Origin of the sequence: Marinobacter sp. F3R08 (genome assembly GCF_018860425.1) — a bacterium.
Lineage (GTDB): Bacteria > Pseudomonadota > Gammaproteobacteria > Pseudomonadales > Oleiphilaceae > Marinobacter.
Window position 1 is genome coordinate 519441 of record NZ_JAHKPI010000025.1, and the last position, 17522, is coordinate 536962.

The 17522-nt window shown below is 54.3% G+C and carries 15 protein-coding genes; 11 read left to right on the top strand and 4 right to left on the bottom strand.

Annotated features, from left to right (window positions below; all coding sequences use genetic code 11):
• Positions 1-141 precede the first annotated feature (141 nt).
• Positions 142-2862 (bottom strand): LuxR C-terminal-related transcriptional regulator, encoded by a 2721-nt coding sequence (locus KO499_RS17755; protein WP_215985081.1) that lies wholly within the window; start codon positions 2860-2862, stop codon positions 142-144.
• A gap of 233 nt (positions 2863-3095) precedes the next feature.
• Between KO499_RS17755 and cysB the strand changes: the two genes are divergently transcribed.
• The gene (gene cysB / locus KO499_RS17760) at positions 3096-4073 is read left to right on the top strand and encodes an HTH-type transcriptional regulator CysB (protein WP_215985082.1); all 978 of its coding nucleotides are present in this window, start codon (positions 3096-3098) and stop codon (positions 4071-4073) included.
• A gap of 32 nt (positions 4074-4105) precedes the next feature.
• Here cysB and KO499_RS17765 read toward each other — a convergent pair whose 3' ends face one another.
• Entirely contained in the window at positions 4106-4858 is a 753-nt protein-coding gene (locus KO499_RS17765) for a phosphoadenylyl-sulfate reductase (RefSeq protein ID WP_215985083.1), read from the bottom strand.
• Positions 4859-5060: 202 nt separating this feature from the next.
• On the opposite strand from KO499_RS17765, the gene thrH reads away from it, so the two are divergent.
• The gene (gene thrH / locus KO499_RS17770; RefSeq protein ID WP_215985084.1) at positions 5061-5675 is read left to right on the top strand and encodes a bifunctional phosphoserine phosphatase/homoserine phosphotransferase ThrH; all 615 of its coding nucleotides are present in this window, start codon (positions 5061-5063) and stop codon (positions 5673-5675) included.
• A gap of 45 nt (positions 5676-5720) precedes the next feature.
• On the opposite strand, the gene pabB is transcribed toward thrH, so the two are convergent.
• Positions 5721-7061 (bottom strand): aminodeoxychorismate synthase component I, encoded by a 1341-nt coding sequence (gene pabB / locus KO499_RS17775; protein ID WP_215985451.1) that lies wholly within the window; start codon positions 7059-7061, stop codon positions 5721-5723.
• A 238-nt stretch (positions 7062-7299) separates the two neighbouring features.
• On the opposite strand from pabB, the gene KO499_RS17780 reads away from it, so the two are divergent.
• Together KO499_RS17780 and KO499_RS17785 are read left to right on the top strand one after the other, a co-directional pair.
• The gene (locus tag KO499_RS17780) at positions 7300-7854 is read left to right on the top strand and encodes a hypothetical protein (RefSeq protein ID WP_228340038.1); all 555 of its coding nucleotides are present in this window, start codon (positions 7300-7302) and stop codon (positions 7852-7854) included.
• Positions 7855-8015: 161 nt separating this feature from the next.
• Positions 8016-8846, top strand: coding sequence for a DUF6160 family protein (locus KO499_RS17785; protein WP_215985085.1), 831 nt, complete (start codon positions 8016-8018; stop codon positions 8844-8846).
• Between the two features lie 134 nt (positions 8847-8980).
• Here KO499_RS17785 and KO499_RS17790 read toward each other — a convergent pair whose 3' ends face one another.
• Entirely contained in the window at positions 8981-9598 is a 618-nt protein-coding gene (locus tag KO499_RS17790) for a hypothetical protein (protein WP_215985086.1), read from the bottom strand.
• A 187-nt stretch (positions 9599-9785) separates the two neighbouring features.
• Between KO499_RS17790 and KO499_RS17795 the strand changes: the two genes are divergently transcribed.
• The 7 genes from KO499_RS17795 (at position 9786) to KO499_RS17825 (ending at position 17471) form a co-directional block, all read left to right on the top strand.
• Complete coding sequence (locus KO499_RS17795; RefSeq protein ID WP_215985087.1) at positions 9786-10820, top strand: DUF58 domain-containing protein; 1035 nt, start codon at positions 9786-9788, stop codon at positions 10818-10820.
• The gene (locus tag KO499_RS17800; RefSeq protein WP_416240396.1) at positions 10817-12892 is read left to right on the top strand and encodes a transglutaminase TgpA family protein; all 2076 of its coding nucleotides are present in this window, start codon (positions 10817-10819) and stop codon (positions 12890-12892) included. The genes KO499_RS17795 and KO499_RS17800 overlap by 4 nt, the downstream gene beginning before the upstream one ends.
• A complete protein-coding gene (holB, locus tag KO499_RS17805; protein ID WP_215985088.1) occupies positions 12885-13916 on the top strand; it encodes a DNA polymerase III subunit delta' in 1032 nt (343 codons plus the stop codon). The genes KO499_RS17800 and holB overlap by 8 nt, the downstream gene beginning before the upstream one ends.
• A gap of 116 nt (positions 13917-14032) precedes the next feature.
• Entirely contained in the window at positions 14033-14383 is a 351-nt protein-coding gene (locus KO499_RS17810) for a PilZ domain-containing protein (protein WP_215985089.1), read from the top strand.
• A 13-nt stretch (positions 14384-14396) separates the two neighbouring features.
• Positions 14397-15347, top strand: coding sequence for an alpha/beta fold hydrolase (locus KO499_RS17815; RefSeq protein WP_215985090.1), 951 nt, complete (start codon positions 14397-14399; stop codon positions 15345-15347).
• A complete protein-coding gene (locus KO499_RS17820) occupies positions 15340-16251 on the top strand; it encodes a DUF4892 domain-containing protein (RefSeq protein ID WP_215985091.1) in 912 nt (303 codons plus the stop codon). The genes KO499_RS17815 and KO499_RS17820 overlap by 8 nt, the downstream gene beginning before the upstream one ends.
• 5 nt (positions 16252-16256) lie before the next feature.
• On the top strand, positions 16257-17471 hold the full coding sequence (locus KO499_RS17825) for a patatin-like phospholipase family protein (protein WP_416240397.1): 1215 nt from the start codon (positions 16257-16259) through the stop codon (positions 17469-17471).
• Positions 17472-17522: the final 51 nt, after the last annotated feature.

Here is a 17522-nt window from a genome sequence, read left to right on the forward strand (position 1 = left end):
TCAGAATTCCTGATGAGGTTTCCCCCATCGATGAAACAATAATAGGGGATTACAGGGCGTAGCCGGATCGTCCAAAGGGCGTAGCGGGCTTAGATTGTTGGCAGGAAGTGTGATCGGCATCACATTTAAGGGGTGTCTGTGTCAGGTGTTCAGCAATTCCAGTTCCCGGGCTCGGGCCAGCGCTTCGGTTCTTCGTCCGACCCCCAGCTTGCTGTACAGGTTGCGGATATGGGCCTTCACAGTCGCCGGTGCGACCTGCATTCTGGAGGCTATTTCCTTGTTCGCGTGCCCCTCATGAATTAATTCAAGCACTTCCAGCTCACGCTGACTTAGCGGTTCTGGCAGTGCGCCTGCCCTGTGTTCGGAGCGATCAGCCGCCCTGGAACCAGGGCTCTTGCCGGATACAGGTCTCGGCTGGCCGGATTTGTCTTGGTCAAGCAGCATTTGTCTGACACTGACATTCCAGCTGCCGGGCGAGTTCAGCGCAGGCAGATCCAGAAGCAGCGCGCGCAGATACGGGCTTTCTTCTGCCAGCAGGCGCATGAATCCGGCCTCGGAGGCCAGAGTTAAGGCGCGTGTCAGTATCTGTGCCGATTCGTCTTTTCGAGCCTGTTGAGCAAGGGACTCACCATATACCAACAATATTTCCACCAGATGGCGGTTGTGGGCATTTCGTTCAGCTGGATTCAATAGTGCAGCGAGTATCTCCTGGGCCCGCTCCGGTTGCTCCAGTGCCACCAGAACACGGGCCTTGCTGATCTGATTCTGTTCACGGTGAAGAGGGTTGGTAAACTCGGCATCAATGTGAAAATCCAGGCTGGCACGGGCTTTTTGTGGCTGGCCCGCGGCAAGGTAGCAGCGAGCCAGCAGAGCGGTGCTGGCGGGTGGCTCGAAAACAATCTGTTCTCGCCGTTTGCGGGCTGTCAGAGCGGCATCCTCCAGGGCTTCGATGGCGTCCTGGAACTTACCCTCGCTGAAGGCAAGGTGACCGCGCACGTATTGAATGATCACGTGTTGACCGGGTTCTGTGCCCCGCTGCACATGTTCCAGCAGCGGTTGCAGGTACGTTGCCGCCAGTTGGGGATGGTTCCGCTCCCGATGGATTTCACTGAGTGTGCTGTTCTGCCAGCAGGATATCAGCCGTGGCTGACCGGGATCCGAATAGTGCCGGTCTACCCACTGCCGGATGTCGGCGCAGGTTTCCAGTGCCAGATCTATATCGCCTCGATTGTATTGAATCCACGCCAGCAGACCGCCACTGGAAAGGACGGTGCTGGGTTTATGTTCAAGCTGTCCGTATCGAACTGCCGACTGGAGAGCGTCTTCGGCTTCGGTAAGCTCGCCCTTGCCATAATAGTCCAGACCCAATCCGTAATACGTCACCGATTTCAGCGGAATCCGGGTGTGGTCTATTTCTCTGAGCACCTGTCGAGTCAGATCGGAGGCGCTCTTGTCATCCCGCTTCGTCCGGGCCAGGTAGGAGCGCATCAGAGAAATCTCACTTTGCAGACCGAGTGCACCTTCGGCGTCCGGATGGGAATCGGCGACCTGTCGATCCAGAAGGTCCTCAAGCGCCGACAGCAGCGGTTCCAGTGTATCTACCCGGTTTGCGAAGAACAGGCCCCAGATCCGGAGCATCTGGAGTTGTGGCTTATCGGCCAGCAGAGCCTTAGGAAGGGCATCAAGCCAGTTGAGTACTGGCAGGTGGTAGCCACTATGAATCAGGTTGTTGCCGTATTCCGCCAAGACGCGTGCGAGCCATGGCCAGTCTTCGTGTCGCACAATCTGGGCAATGGCCTCCTGGACATGCCCGTGGGCCAGTAACCAATCGACTGTAAGCTGCCAGAGCCGTGTTGCCTTCTCAGATTCAGAGTGGTTGATCCGAAGCAGCAGGGCATCCCGAAACAGATCGTGGTAGCGAAACCATTCGTTCCGGTTATCCAGGGGAATCAGGAACAGATTTTGACTGAGGAGGGTCTCGAGCATTTCCTGACTGTTGCCAGACCCACGGATGGAATCGCATAGGGAAGCGCAGAGGCGCGGACAACAAGCGGTTTCCAGCAGGAAGTTGCCAATATCGGGTGGTTGTTGATCGAGCACTTCGCTAAGGACGTAATCACTGATATGACGCTCACCCAGGTTTAACTCTGTCCCACTGTTGGCCGCGTTCTTCCCAGACAGAGCCGAGAGTTGCATGGCAGCGACCCAACCCTCGGTTCTTCGGCAAATGGCGAGGATATCCTCATCGGTAATTTCGAGGCCCATGGTGTTGCGAAAGAACTGACGGCATTCGTTTTCTGAAAATGCCAGGAGACCAGGGTGGATATCCTGAATCCAGCGGCGGACGCGCCAGCGGGCCAGGGGTAAGGGCGGTTCGGTCCGGGATACCATGGTGATCAGGATTTCCGGCGACAAATAGTCAATAAAATAAGCGAACTGCCGGTGAATGTCCGGGTTTCCGATAAAGTGAAAATCATCAAGCACCAGTGACCAGGGACTCCCGTCGTTTGCCAGGGTATTGATCAGGCCGGTGATGGTTTCAATGAAAGTGTCATCGGATTGATGCGCAAGTTGTTTGCGCAAGTCGGCCGCTCCGGCCAGGCCTGCCTGTTCGAAGGCGCCTATAACGTATTGCCAGAATCGCCTGGGCTCATCATCGTGCTCGTCCAGAGAAAGCCAGGCTGAAGGTGTTGAAACCTGAGAGCACCACTGGGCCACCAGCGTGGTTTTGCCAAACCCGGCCGGTGCAATCACCAGATTCAGCCGTCTTTGTCCCGAAGGTTCAAGTAAGCTGCTCAACCGCTCACGCTTGACGGTGCGTGAATCTGAAGTTGGTCTGAGAAACTTGGTGGTGAGCAGCATGGAGCCCCTGAACGCTGGATATTATCGAATAGGGATTGTGTCCTCTGTAACTGCCAAGTCAAGAGCTGGCTTGCCACTTTAAACCAACAATGGGTTTTATCGGAGGCTGCGTAAATGCAATTTTGGTCTAAACTGTGTGAGAGAAGATCGCTATATTAAAAAAGAATGAAAACCTGTATTTTTATGCGTATTCTTCTACAGGGTGTTTCGATCTCCAGGGAGCAGCAGATTCCATGAAACTACAACAGTTGCGCTATATCTGGGAAGTTGCGCATCACGATCTGAATGTGTCCGCAACGGCTCAAAGCCTGTTTACCTCGCAGCCAGGGATCTCCAAACAGATCCGTCTGCTGGAAGACGAGCTGGGGCTGGAAGTCTTTGCCCGTAGTGGCAAGCATCTCACCCGCATTACGCCGGGTGGTGAAATTATTATTCGAGAGGCGGGAGAGATTCTGCGCCGGGTGGAGGGCATTAAAAAGATTGCCCAGGAATTCAGCAATCAGCGCAAGGGTGATCTGAGTATAGCCACCACCCACACCCAGGCCCGCTATGCGCTTCCACCGATTATCAGCGGGTTTATCGAGGAATATCCTGATGTATCCCTGCACATGCATCAGGGCACCCCTATGCAAATCTCCGAGATGGCGGCCAATGGCGCGGTAGATTTTGCCATTGCAACTGAGGGGATGGAGCTGTTCAGTGATCTGATCATGATGCCCTGCTATAAGTGGAACCGCACCGTAATCGTGCCGAAGGATCACCCTCTGGCAAAGCTGCCTGAGCTGACGTTACCGGAGCTGGCAGAACATCCACTGGTCACTTACGTCTTTGGTTTTACCGGTCGCTCGAAACTTGATGAGGCGTTCCAGTCGCAAGGGCTCACACCCAAAGTGGTATTCACTGCAGCCGATGCGGACGTCATCAAAACATACGTAAGGCTGGGTCTTGGCGTCGGAATTGTCGCCAGCATGGCGTTTGATCCGAAAACCGATACGGATCTGGTGGCACTCGATGCTCGCAAACTGTTCCGCCCCAGTGTCACTCGACTTGGTTTCCGTAAGGGGACTTTCCTGCGGGGCTATATGTATGACTTTATTCATCGCTTCGCCCCTCATCTCAGCAAAGAAAAGGTGGACGAGGCTGTCTCGCACCAGGGCAGTCGGTCCGAAATAGAAGCGTTGTTCAAAGATATCGAACTACCCACGTATTAGAGCGCGAGCGGATAGCCAAACCATGCGCCCGGTTATTCCCGGGCGATCAGGTTGCCTGCGTGAAGGCCGCATTCTTTCTGGGTAGCCTCTTCCCACCACCATCGGCCCTCTCGCTCGTGCTGCCCGGGCAGAACAGGGCGGGTGCAGGGTTGGCAACCGATGCTTACGAAGCCTTTTTCATGAAGCTCGTTATACGGTGCCTCAGACATGCGGATATAATCCCACACTTCCTTTGACGTCCAGTTGGCCAGTGGATTGAACTTGACCAGTGTTTTTTCATCGGTTGAGAAGGCACTGTCTTCCTGCGCAACAGGCACGTCATTTCGGGTGCCGGGGCTCTGATCCTTCCGTTGTCCGGTAATCCAGGCGTCAACTGTCTCCAGCTTGCGTCGCAGAGGCTTGACCTTACGAATGCCGCAACATTCACTGTGTCCGTCCTCGTAGAAGCTGAACAGACCTTTTCGGTTCACCAGACTCTGAACTTCTCCGGCGTCGGGAAACAGAACCTCGATCTCAATGCCGTAGTGCTTGCGCACCCTTTCTACAAACTCGTAGGTTTCCGGATGCAGGCGGCCTGTATCGAGTGTGAAAACCTTCAGGTTATCCGTCAGTTTGTGCGCCATTTCAATTAGCACCACATCTTCGGCACCACTGAAGGAAATGGCGATGTTGTTGTATTTCTTCAGGGCAGCTTTGAGAATCGAGCGTGGGCTCTGGCCTTCGAGCTCTGCCTGCAGGGTTTGAATATTGGTCATGGCCCAGGATTGCCTTTTCTGAATGTGCATACGGTTCTAACTGGGAGAAAAGGCTATCATTAAAGACCTCATACCCAAAAGGAATGACCATCTATATGGTTATTCCGCGTTATAGAGCATGGGTTTGCACTTCTACGATGCAATCGCGCCCGGTTTTTCTTATCATACGCTGCCAACAGAGGCAGACTGACAAACCGTTGGTGCCCTATATCAATTAAAGCAGGAGATCGTTGTGGAACTGGCATGCCTTGACCTTGAAGGAGTATTGATCCCGGAAATCTGGATCGCGTTCGCCGAAAAGACCGGCATTGAAGAACTCAAGGCCACCACTCGAGATATTCCGGATTACGATGTATTGATGCAGCAGCGTCTGAAGCTGTTGGACCAGCACGGATACGGTCTTCCTCAAATTCAGGAAGTTATCAGTGAACTGGACCCACTTCCCGGCGCCCGCGAGTTTCTGGACTGGCTGCGTGAACGTTTTCAAGTGGTGATTCTGTCTGACACCTTCTACGAGTTCGCCATGCCCTTGATGACAAAGCTGGGTTATCCGGCCTTGCTCTGTCACAAGCTGGAAGTGGCCGACAACGGTCAGATTACCAATTACCTGCTGCGCCAGCGTGACCCGAAGCGGCAGTCGGTTAGGGCGTTTCAGTTGCTGAACTACCGTGTGATAGCGGCTGGAGATTCCTATAACGACACCACCATGCTTGGCCAGGCAGAAGCCGGCATTCTGTTCCATGCTCCGCAGAACGTGATCGACGAGTTCCCGCAGTTCCCGGCGGTGCATAACTTTGAAGATCTCCGACAGGAGTTTTTGAAGGCGAGCAGCGTTCATAACGCCTGATGGTGAAGTTCGGGGCCAGAAGCGTGTTTACTTCTGGTCCCGGGCTCATTCAATTGTCAGTTCTTCCAGAAAGCTCATCAAAGGCCCGACCTTTGCCAGAGTCTCCTGATACTCCGCTTCCGGCTCCGAGTCCGCGACAATACCACCGCCACCCCAGCATCGAATGACTCCCTCTCCGTCACAAAGCATGGTGCGAATAGCAATGTTGCTGTCAAGAGTGCCATCCAGACCCCGATAGAAGATCGAGCCGCAATAAGGGCCACGCCAGTGGGGTTCCAGTTCCCGGATAATTTCCATAGCTCTTATCTTTGGGGCTCCGGTGATGGAACCACCCGGAAAGGCGTCAAACAGGGCCTTCATGGGGGTTATGCCATCGGCCAGTTCGGCGCGGACGTGGCTCACCAGGTGATGGACATTCCTGTAGGATTCCAACGCAAAAAGTTTGTCGACTTTCACGCTGCCTGTTTTCGCATTAAGGCTTAGATCGTTTCGGAGGAGATCGACGATCATCAGGTTCTCAGCCAGATCTTTTTCTGAGCCTTCCAGTTCAGCCGCGTAAGCTGCATCGATTTCCGGAGTCGCCCCTCTGGGGCGTGTGCCTTTGATCGGACTCGTTGTGATGGTGCGGTCGTGGATCTCAAGAAAACGCTCGGGGGATACCGACAGGATCGATGCATCTCCGGTCCGGATAAAACCGCTGTAGGGCGTTGGGTTTGCATCCGACAGGGCCTGGAATGCCTGCCATGGGTCACCGCAGAAACGGGCGGAGAATTCCTGAGAGAGGTTCGCCTGATAGCAATCGCCGGCCTCAATGTACTGCCGAACCCTCTGGACACTGGCCTTAAAGGCTTCGGGTGTTTGTGTGGGCTGAAATGGAGAGGTCGTCGACCATCTGCTGGACGCAGCAGGTTGTCCGGTACTCAGCCACTCGTTCAGCCTGGCTTGCGTCTCAGCTGGGCAGTCTGGATGAATCCAGAGCCAATATTGACCGGTTTTGCGATTATGACTTGCGGTCCAGAGATAGAATCCGGCAGAAACCAGCGGTAAATCGAGCGAAGGGCATAACTCACTGAGCCGGTTTTCCCTGACATACCCGAGTTCATAACTGATGAAACCGATCCAACCACCGGATAAGCATAGCGGGTCAGGTTCCTGTTCAACCTGATATTGACCGATGAGTCTTTCCATAGTCTGAGCCAGGTTATCCGAGCAGAAATCTGTGCGTGCGGAATAAGGAAGCACTTGAGTTGAGAGTGCCATGGCAGAGAAACCGCTAAAGACTCCTCTGGAAGGGCCCTTCCCGAAACTGCCGATATAGGCAAAGTCTCCCTCCAGGCAGGCATGGCTGAGCAGGAGATGGTAGCTCTCATGGTCGAGTTCACGCATGGTCGCCGGGTTCAAGGTCCCTCCGGAATATTCGAGAAATGATAAGCAGCACACACAATCGGCGTTGTCGGCCTCTTGGGGGCACTGATCTAATGAAAAGCCGTTCCAGCTAAGCGCTCTCAGGGAAAGCTGGTCGGTATTCTAACCGAGTTTATGGTTCATCCTTAATACAAAAACAAACCCTTTCCTGCTGCCCGACCGTTGCAGCGGAATGAATGAGGAAAGATGGAGACAATTCATGAGAAAAACGACGTCGGTGCCTGTTCGGATAATGCTGCTGTTTTCATTGCTGATGCTGCTCCCGGGGCTTGCCAGTGCGCAAAGCGGTGGAGCGCGTGAGAGAGAAATCAAGGACCTGGTGCAACAGCAGTTTGAACGAATGTACCAGAAAGGTGTTCAGAATCTTTCGGATCGAATCGTGGTGTCCGGTGCGGTAAAGCCCTTTGCGGTTGTGACGGATACCGGAGACAAAGTGAAGGTTATTCGGATCAAACAGGCCGAGGACATGCCTGCTGACATCGCTCTGGAGGTGCTCCGGCGTTCGCTGATCGCCCTTGTGAAGAAGGGCAAGATTGGCGCGACGGCCATTTTTTACACGGCGGACAACCCGAACCCGGATGCGAATGCAGAAAAAGTTCTTGTTGTCGAAATGGAGCACATCTTTGGACCCACGCTGGCCCAGTTGGTGCCATATACGATCAGTAGCGGAGAAACCCGTTTCGGGGAGCAGGTTGTGGTGGATATGAAGAAGCAGATTTTCAACATCAAAGTTGATGAAGAGGCTGCTGAATAATCAATTTTGTGTCGGACAATCCCATTATTGGTTACTGTGAAGGTGGTCACGGAACATTTTGTTACCTCTGACGTACTCTGTAGCTGTGCAGATACAAAAGTACACCAAACAGTCTGCATGGAAGGAAATAACAACAAATTTGTTCCGTAAAGGAGAACGTTATGAAAGGCCTGAAGAAACTCGCACTTGCAACTGCCGTCGCTGCAACTCCGTTTGCAGCTCATGCTGACCTGAAGGCACTGGATGACAGTGCAATGGGCAACGTGACCGGTCAGGCTGGTGTTACCATCGAACTGGAAACTGAAGTTAGCATCGGTGAGTTCCGCTACACCGACGAAGGTTACCTCTCAGTCTCCGACATCTACATTGGTGGTGGCGCAGTTGAGCGTGACGTAAACGGCAATGTTACCGGTGTTGATGGTCGCCTGGATGACCTGGTTGTAGACATTGACGTAGAAGCGGATGGCGATGCTTACATCGACGTTCACAGTATTTCTGGCGCTCCGATTGACTACGCTATCGGTGTTGGTTCAGCGTCGCTGAACGCAACTGACGGTAGCGGTGACAGCACTCTGCTGGCCAGCAACATCGGTATCGAAGGTAACCTGGGACTGCTGAACATCCGCGTTGATACTGCCACCGATAACCTGATCATGAATGTTGGGTTCAACGTGACTGATATGGATATGGACGTGGATTTCCTCGGCGTAAATGTACGTGATCTGACTGTTTACGGTGCACAGTTCTTTGAGCAGGTTGAGGCTTCCGGTCAGCCTACTGATGCTGCTGGCCTGTTCGCCTCGGCACAGATCACCGTTGGTAAGGGAACCTCTGTTGCCACAGGTGGCGATGCTCTGGAAATCACCATTCCTCAGTTCGTTGCGGATATCGGTGTAGGTGCAGTTGAAATCGGTGGAGAGTCTATCGGCTCCTTCCGTATGGATAACCTCGCCGTTACTAACACCACTATGCGGGTATATGGTCACCAGTAAACTGGCCTGATACCACAGTTGGTGAAACGCCCCGCTATGCGGGGCGTTTTTTGTTTTCAGACCGGAATATCAACGCAAAAAAAACGGCAGCCAGTCCTGGCCACCGCTTTCATATACTGGCATGGGATTGGGTATTACTGATCTGGCACGGCAATAGAAAGATCAAACCCTCCGCCGGGTCTGGGTGTCAAATTGATAGGTCCTTCGTTAATAGCTTGTGGGATCTGTATCTGATCAATCCCTGGTGGGTTGCCGATGCTGAAATTGAGGTTTTGCCCATCAAAACCAATCCCGAGTTGATCGTTCAGAAAGGTCTGTGTGAAAGGCTCTTCGGGAATTTGGGCCTGTTGTCCGAAGATGAGCGGAGGCATCGTTGCAGTGAAATCCGCAGGAGGGCGTGCGCGGGCCAACTCTTCCTGGGGAAGTAGCAGGGCGCGTCGAAGAAACTCGTCTTCCGCATTTTCCAGTGCCTCGCTTCTGCCTTCATCAAGGTACCGTTGCAATGCTTCTCGGTAGGCCTCTTCTTCAGCTTCAGACAGAACCGGTTCGCCCGGGGAGATGGTCAGGGAGCGCAGAATCCGTTGCCGGTCGGCATCGGATTTCTTGCGTTCTTTGGGTACAACAATGACAGCGGAATCCTTTACATAGGTTTCTACCATTTCGTCGGAGGTCATGGTCTGAACGCCACCAAACGCGGGTGAAGTTACAAGCAGACCGCCGATGGCGGTGGCAAGCAGGTTTTGGCGTTTCATAATCCGGCCTCATTTGTTAAAAACGTACGCTCCTAAAATGAGTATTCGGTTTGTAGGACAGGAATACAAGCTGGAAAATTCAGGATTGTGATCACAATCTTCGATTTTTCGGTACTGTTACTAATCACAGTAAAATCATGGTCGAATACCATGAACTTTTTCGGCATTTCAGGACCTCAGTGACACTATGAAAAATCCGTTCACTAACCGATGGCGTCGCTGGATCAACAAACGGGTTCCGCGCTCAGACCTCCAGGCGTTCAGTCAGAGAAATATCTTTATTCTGCCTACCGGCGCAGGGCTCGTTTTCGGCCTTTTACTCGTGGTCATGTTGCTCACCGGCATCAATTATCAGAACAGTCTTATCTATCTGAGCACCTTCCTGTTGGGGGCGCTGTTTGTTGGCGCTATGCACCAGACCCATCGAAATTTGTCTGGTCTTGAGCTTGCATTGGTTCAGTCTGGTGAAGGCTTTGCCGGCGACGATATTCCCTTTCGGTTTCGTCTTAAGGCGGGCCGGGAAGGGGGCGTTGCCATTCTACTCTCCAGTGAAGATTCAGAACTTGCTCCAGTGCATGTGGTTTCGGGACAGGCTCTGGATGTAACGCTGCCAGTTCATTCTGCATATCGTGGTTATTTGCGTCCGGATCGGGTCCGGATTGAAACCCGGTTTCCCTTTGGGCTTCTGAAGGCCTGGTCCTGGATCCGGCCAGTGTCTGTCGGTGTTGCTTTTCCGAGGCCAGTACCGGCACCGGAGGCACTCAGCACGGTAGATGATGGTGACGAGGCGGCTGAAGCAAGCTCGGTTGAGGGAAATGATCACGCGGATATTCGCCCCTGGAGAGAGGGCGATCTAAGTCAGCGCGTGCTTTGGAAGCGCTTCGCGCGAACGGGACAAATGGTTGTGGCTGACTGGGAGGGCGAGCAGGGCAGCCCATACTGGCTAGATTTTAATGCTTATCCGGGTGCCGACCATGAATTGCGGCTGAGTTACCTGGCGTTTCTGGTTAAGGAACGGGGCGAAAGCGGCGCGCAGTTTGGGCTATACCTGCCAGGACAGGTCATTGAGCCTGACTCCGGTCCCGCCCATATGGCCAGATGTCTCAGGGTGTTGGCGACCTGGGGGCAAGAGCGGCCACGGGATACGTCGGCTGAGCCCCATGGAACCCGTAAGAAACAGAAAGGCAGGAAATTCCAGCGTCCCGTGGAGGAACAAACTTGAGTTTACTGGATCGCCAGAGAAATACTGACAAGTCAGGCGACAAAGCAATTAATCTGCCCTCGAGAGCATTGCTATGGCTGATTTGCAGTTTCGCCCTGTTGCTGACCCCCCAGTGGGATCGCCTTCCCCTTTGGTTGATTGCTGTCTGTGCTTTGCTGGCGTCCTGGCGCTGGCTTGCTCAATACGGGAAGGTGAGGCTCCCGGGGCGCATCCTGAAAACCGGGGTGATGGTGTCACTGATTGGCGTGTACCTGGCGACTTTCCAAGGAGGCTTTAGCGTCGATACCGCTGCCTCCTTTTTTGTAGTCGCAGTAGGTCTGAAATGGCTGGAAACGCGATCAGTGCGCGATTTTTATGTTCTGTTTTTCATTCTTGTGTATCTGGCCACTGTGAACTTCCTGTTTCACCAGGAGATTCTCTGGGCATTAGTGAATTTCACCGGAGTCGCGTTTCTGCTGGTGGGATTGCAGGTTCTGAATGCGCCGGATTTACCGGGCGGAATGACTCCCATCTGGCGCAGATTAGGGGCGATGTTCCTCAAGACCATTCCAATCGTGGTTCTTTTGTTTGTCTTTTTTCCGCGGATGTCCCCTTTGTGGAGCGTGCCCCTGGTTACAGGTGAAGCTCGCACTGGTATTAGTGACACCATGAAGCCGGGCGATATCTCTAACCTTGCACAGAGCAGTGAACGGGCATTTCGGGCGACGTTTGGGGGGGAAATGCCGGCCTATCGTGACCGGTACTGGAAAGGGCTGTTTCTTGATTATCTGGATGGTGAGACCTGGCGTCAGGGCCAACAGGAGGGGGCTCGCCCTCTGGGGCGGGTTGCAGTTGATGGCGGCATAGGACAACTCGAACCGGACCAGTACGACGTCCTCCTGGAGCCCACCGATCAGCGCTGGGCCTTTGCTCTGGAAGGCTCCCGGGCGGTCTCTGACAACGTGTTTGAAGACAGTCCCGATCTTTTTCGGTTTCGTCGCCCGGCTGACAGCCCTGTGCGTTATCGGATGGCACGGGAGGGCGGTGCTTTAGCCAGCGACCCGCAACATCCCGCAGATTTGCAGCGTTATCTTCAGTTGCCCCGAGACGGTAACCCCAGGGCCAGGCAACTTGCCCTGGAGCTTCGCCGTACTATGGGTGACGAGAGCATTGTCCGGACTTTGCTCGAGCGTTTTCGTGAGCAGGAATATTTTTACACCCTCAGGCCGCCCGCCATGCCGGATAACGGCATCGATTCGCTGCTTTTTGACGAGAAGCGGGGTTTTTGCGCGCATTACGCGGGTGCAACCACTTTCGTTTTACGCGCAGCCGGCATACCCGCCCGGGTAGTGGTTGGTTATCAAGGCGGCGAAAAGGGAGCTGGGGGTGATTACCTGATTGTGCGTCAGTATGACGCGCATGCCTGGGTCGAAGCTTATATTGATGGACTGGGGTGGATAAGAATTGATCCCACAGCGGCCATAGCGCCGGAAAGAATTGAGTCTGGCCTCAGAGACGCGGTTGCGGAAGAGGGATCGTTCCTGGAGAACGACTGGGCCTCGCCTCAGCGTTATGCTGACGTGGCACTGGTGCAGTGGGCAAGCCTTCAATTTGATCGTATCAATTACCAGTGGCAACGCTGGGTTGTGGGGTATCAGGGCCAGAGTCAGATGGATCTTATGTCGAGGCTTCCCGGCGGGTTTGGTATGCGCGAGCTGGGCTATCTTACGGCTGGCATCGTAGGTATCGGCTTGTTGATTGCGGGGTTGGTTTCCGCATTCCAGATGCGCCGTGGCGAGCGGTATGATGGTTTTCGACGAGTGGTGGAAACCTGGCACCGGTTATGCGCCAGTGCCGGGGTGCCTGTCCGTCACGGTGAAACGCCCTCGGTACTGGCTTCAAGGTTGGCCCAGGCGGAACCGGCGGCCGCCGATTCTGCCCGGCTTTTTGCCCGGATGGTCAACAGCCATTACTATAGCGCGGGAAAAGAGGTGGGAGGGAGTGAACAGCTGAAACGAATGCGTCGTTTGCTCGCCACCATGAAGCGCCAAGTGCAACGATCCAGAACCCGGACAGGAAACGCCAGTGACTGACATTGCCCTAGAGATGCCCTGGCTCAGTCGTGCCTGGCAAACGATCCAGAGTCGGGTAAAAGAGGACAGGCTTCCGCATGCCCTGATCCTCGCAGGGGAGCGTGGTGTCGGAAAGCGGGTCTGGGCAGAGGCAGTGGGCGCGTTGTTGTTGTGTGATCGGCCTGTGAACGGGGAATCTGGTCTGCCGACTGCCTGTGGCCAATGTAAGCAGTGTGAGCTCCTGGCTGCGTCAAGCCATCCTGACATCCGCGTTTATGCGCCGGAAAAATCCCGTATGGTGAAGGTTGATCAGGTAAGAGCGTTATCGTCTTTTGCGGTGGCCTCTCCCCAGGTGGGGCACCATAAGGTGGCCATCATTGATCGCGCCGATCAAATGAACATCAATGCGGCGAATGCGTTACTCAAGACTCTCGAAGAACCGCTGCCTGATGTAACGCTGATCCTGCTGCAGGAGAGCGGGCGACCGGTTTTACCCACCATCCGGTCCAGGTGTCAGACGTTAACGGTTCCGGTGCCCACCAACAGCGACGCTAACGCATGGCTTGCGGGCCGTGTTCGGAAACTTCCCGAAGATGCCAGGCCGTCGCCGGAGGTGCTGGCCAAGGCCCTGATGCTGGCAGGGAACGCGCCAATGCTGGCTCTGGACTACGCAACCGGAGAGTTTATAGGTCTGCGAGATACCGCTCTGGAGCGTTTCAAGGAATTTATGAAGTCCAGAATTCCGGTTGGAGAAGCGGCAAAGGCGTTCAAGTCGATGGGCCTTGAAGACACGTTGTGGTTGTTTGAAACCTGGGCAGGAGATCTGGCCCGCCTGATAGCCGGAGGAACTGCCCAGGACGCGGATGCCGAGGATATGCTTGGATTTTTGTCCAGAGGTACTCCGGCCTGGCGTGCCCATGAATTACTGGATATGGTAAAGGAGTCAAGGGCGGCCGGCGTATACAATGCCAGTCCGGAACTGGAAGCAAGCCGGCTTTTGATTGCCTGGCAAAAGCTTATGCCGGTCAAACGCCCGTCAGCCTGAGTACCTGTCTATCACTGAATTGCGCCTTCGGGCGCAACAGCTGCTATGATTCCGGAATGAAAGGGATTTTTACATCCCCGCAAACGTCTAAATCGATCCAAGAGAAGGTGTCAGTTATGGGCCCAGGATTTGGTGCGCGCAGTGGCATACTTACCCTGACAATCAAGGATAAGGCTGTGCTCTACGCCGCCTATATGCCTTATATCCGTCAGGGTGGTCTGTTCATCCCGACCCAGAAACAATATCAGTTAGGTGATGAGGTGTTTCTGTTGCTCAACCTGATGGATGAGCCGGAAAAAATACCGGTAGCCGGCAAGGTGATATGGATAACCCCCAAGGGGGCCCAGGGGAACCGGGCAGCGGGGATCGGTGTCCAGTTCAATGGTGAGGACGAGACTGCCCGTACCAAGATCGAATCCTACCTGGCAGGTTCGCTGAGTTCCGATCGCCCAACTCACACCATGTGACGGCGGGGCCTGAATGAACGATATGTCCATTCCCCCGGAAGGTCCCGGAAGGCAGATGCAAGACGGTGATGTCCGTGAAGCAGAGCCAGCTTTTCGCGAGTCCTATTGGAAGCTACGGCACATCACTCTGGCGGGCCTCAGCTGGCCAGCGGCTACCGAAACGAAAGGCAGCACTCCAGTCATAATGTTGCACGGCTGGCTTGATAACAGTTTGACGTTTGTGAAGCTGGCGCCGGCATTGACAAGGCTTGGGCCCGTTCATGCGCTGGATTTTGCAGGCCATGGGCGCTCCGGCCATCGACCAGAGGGACAGAGCTATCTGTTGATGGACTATGTTGCGGACCTGGCCGAGCTGGTTGAGCGCTATTTTCAGGAAACCCCAGATGGCAGGATCAACCTGGTTGGTCACTCGCTCGGAGGTATCGTCGGCGCCCTCTATGCGGCGGCGTTTCCTGAACGGATTCGAAATCTGGTAATGATAGACAGTCTCGGAGCGCTCAGTCGCCCGGTTGATGAGACCATTCCCCAGCTCAGAAAAGCCATAAAGAAAAGGATCGCTGGCTCCGGGCGTCAAGTTTTGTACCCGGATATAGCCACTGCTGCGAGGGCCCGTGAGGGCGGACTGAGCCCGCTCAGCCATGCTGCAGCTCTGACTCTCATTCCACGTAATATGAAGCCAGAAGGAAATGGTTACGTCTGGCAGACCGATTCCCGGCTGCGGCACCCGTCTCCACTGATGATGACCGAAGAGCAGGTGCTGGCATCACTGTCGGCGATAGAAACTCGCGTGCTTTTTGTCAGAGCCGATCAAGGTCTTCTGTCGTATGGAAAAGACTTGGATAAAAGAGCCGAAGCCATCGCCAACCTCCAGATTGTCAGGGTACCGGGGGGGCATCATTGCCATCTCGACGGCGAAACCAGGCCGGTTGAATCCGCCATCACACAATTTCTGGAAAATGAGTAATCGCTTGGTGAAATTACGGTTTACACGTTTTTTGATACCGGTAATCGGTTTGTTGGTGTTTTCTTCTGCGGTGCAGGCTGCTTCAGAGCAGATGCCCGAGGCATTTGAACAATCAACGCTTGAAGACACGGTTTCAATCCAGTCTTCTGGTCACCTCGTGCTGTTCAGTGCCGTGCGCGAGGTCAATAATGAAATTCGTTCCGAATCCATGGCTCGATTACCGGTAACCGGTAATGGCCGGTTGTATCGAATTTCCCGGGACTCGAGTCGCGAGGAGGCGCGGGACCATTATCGTGAATTGTTACGCCAGAGAAATGCTCAGATTCTGTTCGATTGCTCCAGTATCCGATGCGGTAGAAGCAACGTTTGGGCAAATCAGATCTTCAATCAGGCGGTTCTTTATGGTCGGGATGCGACCCAGGATTACCTGGTTGCTGCCACTGTCGCGGATGATGATTCCCGCTGGCTGACACTTGTTTACACGGTTACCAGGGGAAATCTTCGCGAGTATGTCTGGGTCGAGCACTTGCGGATCGAATCCGGAGCAGCGATTCCGGGCTTTGGCGCTGACAATCGGATTGAGGGGCCCATTATCGTTCCCTGGCAAGGTGGGGTGACATATCGTTTTGACTGGCAGTCGGCGGACCGCCGGCGCGTTAATGATCTGGCTCGAGAGGACGGTACGCTGGTTGCGCTGGTAGGGTATTCTGCGCTGGGTGCCGACGAATCTTTTGGAGAGGCAATGGAACGTGCCCGTCGCGCCACGGAGTCTCTCTCCGAAGTGTTGTCCAAAACCGGCGTCTCGCGCAGTCAGCAGGAAATTATCGTGGTCGGACCGGCAGGTGTCTTTAGTGATCCAGACCGGCAGGGTGATCGGGTAGAAGTTGTCGTAATTTCGAGGTAATGACTATGGACCCATCAAAGGATAGCGATCTGGATCCAAAGCATCAGACCTCAGAGAACGAGCCCCGGGACAACGTCTCCACTGTGCTGAAAAGCTCTGATGTTTCCGCCACCGATGCGTCGACAGATCCTGAGGAAGCAGAACACCGCAAGCAACCACGGAAGACCGTGGCGCTGGCGCTTGGGAGCGGCGGTGCTCGAGGATACGCTCACATAGGTGCCATAGAAATTCTGGTGGAACGAGGCTATGACATTGTTGCCATTTCCGGTTGTTCCATGGGAGCGCTGATAGGCGGCATATTCGGCGCTGGCAAAATGCAGGACTACAAGGATTGGGTCACGGGGCTCGGTCAGTTTGATATCCTGAAACTCCTCGATGTCACCTTCAATTCGGTCGGGGCCATTCGCGGGGAGAAGATCTTTTCAGTGGTCAGGGAAATGCTGGGCGATATCCGTATCGAGGATCTCCCGATTGCCTATACTGCTGTTGCAACCGATTTGCTCGGTCACAAAGAAATCTGGTTTCAACAAGGACCTCTGGATCAGGCCATTCGAGCCTCAGTGGCGATTCCGGGCGTTGTGACACCGTTAGTCCTTAATGGCCGGGTTCTCGTGGATGGTGCCTTGCTCAACCCGTTACCGATCATACCGACCATATCGTCGCACGCCGATATGATTGTCGCTGTTAATCTCAGCGGTGAAGACGAGCGGAGACGACGTATTCCGGATGCGGCCTTCTCTGGTGGTGAGGAGGGCAACGCTGATATGGACGAATGGGTGGATACGATTCGTGAAAAGGCGTCGCGCTGGTTTGATTGGGATGCCCTGAAATCCATGACCGCACGAAAGCCGGAAAGCGGAGATAGCCCCGAAGAAAAAATCAGTCGGGCGGTGCACAAGAAAGAGAATCAGAAACAGCACGAAAAAAAACCGAATGACAAAAAAGCGCAGGAAGAGCTCGAAACCATCGACTGGGACAAACTCGGCATTGGTAAATTCGACGTGATGAACCTGACCATTGAAACCATGCAGAGTGCGCTTGTTCAGTACAAGATTGCCGGCTACCCGCCTGATTTGTTGGTTAATATCCCCAAGAATGTCTGCAGGAGCTACGATTACCACAAGGCACCGGAACTGATTCAATTGGGCCGGCAGCGGATGGCAGCAGCGCTGGATCGATTTGAGGAAAGCCATAATAGTTCTGGCCCGCTGGCAATCTGAAGGATTTTTCAGCAGCTAACGTACGTGGGCTGCAGTCGAACGGATAAAAAG